Annotated in this window: 3 protein-coding genes; all 3 read right to left on the reverse strand. The window is 49.0% G+C overall.

Annotated elements, in window-relative coordinates; translation table 11 throughout:
- Positions 1-472: 472 nt before the first annotated feature.
- A complete protein-coding gene (locus HWQ67_RS16080; RefSeq protein ID WP_218253701.1) occupies positions 473-1,798 on the reverse strand; it encodes an amidohydrolase in 1,326 nt (441 codons plus the stop codon).
- 16 nt (positions 1,799-1,814) lie between these two features.
- A complete protein-coding gene (locus HWQ67_RS16085; protein ID WP_218253702.1) occupies positions 1,815-2,159 on the reverse strand; it encodes a hypothetical protein in 345 nt (114 codons plus the stop codon).
- Between the two features lie 167 nt (positions 2,160-2,326).
- The coding region (locus tag HWQ67_RS16090) for a hypothetical protein (protein WP_218253703.1) at positions 2,327-2,584 on the reverse strand (258 nt) is incomplete at its 5' end.

Genomic DNA, 2,584 nt, shown 5'->3' on the forward strand with positions numbered 1-2,584 from the left:
TGTATACATAACGAATCAACTCATCAATGTTTAAGTTGCCAACCAATTTCTTTAATGTTATCAAAGCACGTCTATCATTATCTCTAAGCATAGAAAGATAATCAACGTTATCTTTCCTACACAACAATTCCCCATCGCTTAAAAAACCTTGCTTTGCCATGGTAGTCTTATCTTCATACGATTGAAAAGAAAAACAACCATACTTATACGGGATAAAGTTGTAGGAAGGAATATCCTGTAACTGTGATAACAAAAATAAATACTTCTGAAAAACAGTCTTGGGTAACTTACCCTCAAATGTCTGTAAAAGTGCCAAGATTATCTTTCTTCTATAATACATAACTATAATTATAGCATGAAACTTAAAAATTAACATCAGAGGAAGACATAATGGGGTCAAGGGGGCTGGCCCCCTTGCAGGGGGTTTTAAAGGGGGGCAGAGCCGCCCCTTTATTTTTTCTTCTCTTTTTCATCAACCTTCGTGTTTTTGCTGTATCTTGTTTTTCCACCACAGGGCCTTATCGAGTATGGCGGCTTCGTCCTTGAGAGTGTGCTTTTTGCCTTGGACGACCACCTTGCCGTTGACCATCACCGTATCCACGTCCGCAGAGCGCATGGAGTAGACGATCAGCGAGTAGATGTCATAAAAGGGCGTTAGATGTGGTCTGTTCATGTCGGCTATGACGACGTCTGCCAGGTATCCGGGCTTGAGGCATCCGAGGCTGTCACCGAAGCCTAGCTGCTCTGCCGCAAGACGTGTGGCCATTGTCAGGGCCTGATGGGCGGGCAGGACGGTTGGATTGTTGCACATGGTCTTGTGCAGACGGGCGGCTATGGACATCTCCGTAAACAGATCAAGGTCGTTGTTGCTTGCGGCGCTGTCCGTCCCAAATGACACACTCACTCCACGCTCAAGCATGGCAACCACCGGAGCCACTCCACTGGCCAACTTGAGGTTGCTTTCGATGCAGTGAGAGACGCCCACCCGATTTTGTGCAAGCAACTCGATCTCTACCTCCGACAACCACACACAGTGTGCCGCCACCAGGCGACTATCCAGAAAACCTATGTCGTTGAGGTGCTCAACGGGACGTTTGCCGTACCTGGCGATGACCTCCTGCACCTCGTGATTGGTCTCAGACAGATGGGTGTGCATGGGGACGTTGTAGTGTTGTGCCAGGGCTTTGGACTTCATGAAGGTATCGGGACCGCACGTGTAGGGGGCATGGGGGGCTACACAGGGTGTTACCAGCGGGTCATCTTTCCAGTCCTTGATAAATGCCTCTGCGTTGTCGAGGTACCCCTGCGTATCCTTTGCAGAGGCCGACGGGAAGTCCAACACCCCACAACCAAGCACCGCACGCATCGACATCCCCTTAACCGCACGTGCCGCACTGCCCTCAAAGAAATACATGTCGTTGTAGGTCGTTGTCCCGCCCAGGAGCATCTCAAGACAGGCAAGCTCCACCGCATCGTAGATGAACTCATCACTGAGCCACTTGCCCTCTGCCGGCCATATGTAACCCTCCAGCCAGTTCTTCAACGGAAGGTCATCGGCCATACCACGAAAATACACCATCGCCGCATGTGTGTGCGTGTTTACGAGCCCGGGAAACACCACTTTACCGGAACCACCAAGCTTCATGGACGGCCTGTAGCGTTGCGATATGACCTCATACGTGTCTACATCTATTATCTTGTTACCAATCACGGCTATGGCGCCACCAACTATCGGCTCATGGTTGTTTATCATTGTCAGGAGATAGTCTCCGTGTACTATATAATCAACATCTACCATCTACACAATCCTCCTTTTATGCCTCTCCCTGTGAGGTCTGCCTGTGGTACTCGCTCAGGCCGGTGTTTTCTATATCCTCGAGCATGATTGCCCGGGTCTGCACTATAAGCCCGTAGGCAACCGAGAGTCTGCGTGCTACTTCTTTTAAAGGCATACCTCCGCCGTAGTGCAGTTCGGCTATGGATATCTTCAGGAAATCGTCGGTGATGATCGTTTTTAGTTCGGCGTCTGAGATATCCAGCAGTGCACACGCTTCGGGATACGAAACCCCGGAGGCAAGCGCCTTTCTAAGGGTCTCTATGCCCTTGTCATAGATTGCGTCCTCTTCTTTGGTAAACTTCTTGTACATTACTTCACCCATAGAAATATAATCCCCTCTATCATAGTTTTTTAGTACAGAGTGCATTAAGCACTATTTGTGACCATGCCCGGCACCGGTCACCGATGGTGGAGGCAATATCAAACCTCCACCCCTTAAGACAAGGCATCCCCAAAATCTTTAATGCTCAGAGGTTTCAGGCCATAATGCTACTTTTTTGAATCCTTACCATGCTGGATGGGAAATAAATACAGTTCCTTGGCAGCTTCAAGGATTCCACCGAGGTATGTGGTGGTTTCCTCGGATAGTTTGACACCTTTTTTCTGCAGGTCCTTCAGATACGCTTCCCAGCCCTGGTGGTCCCACGTGCCGCTGGTCTTTTTGATAAAATCGACGGTGTTGTTGGCGATCCCAAGTATAATGTTCTCAAATCCGGGTGTTGAAGTGGATGTGCTGTATAGCTTCTT

Origin of the sequence: Candidatus Magnetobacterium casense (assembly GCF_019173545.1) — a bacterium.
Taxonomy (GTDB): Bacteria; Nitrospirota; Thermodesulfovibrionia; order Thermodesulfovibrionales; family Magnetobacteriaceae; genus Magnetobacterium; species Magnetobacterium cryptolimnobacter.

Coding starts and splice junctions, on each gene's coding strand:
- HWQ67_RS16080 (WP_218253701.1), bottom strand. CDS start 1,798: ATGGTAGATGTTGATTATATAGTACACGGAGACTATCTCCTGACAATG.
- HWQ67_RS16085 (WP_218253702.1), bottom strand. CDS start 2,159: ATGGGTGAAGTAATGTACAAGAAGTTTACCAAAGAAGAGGACGCAATC.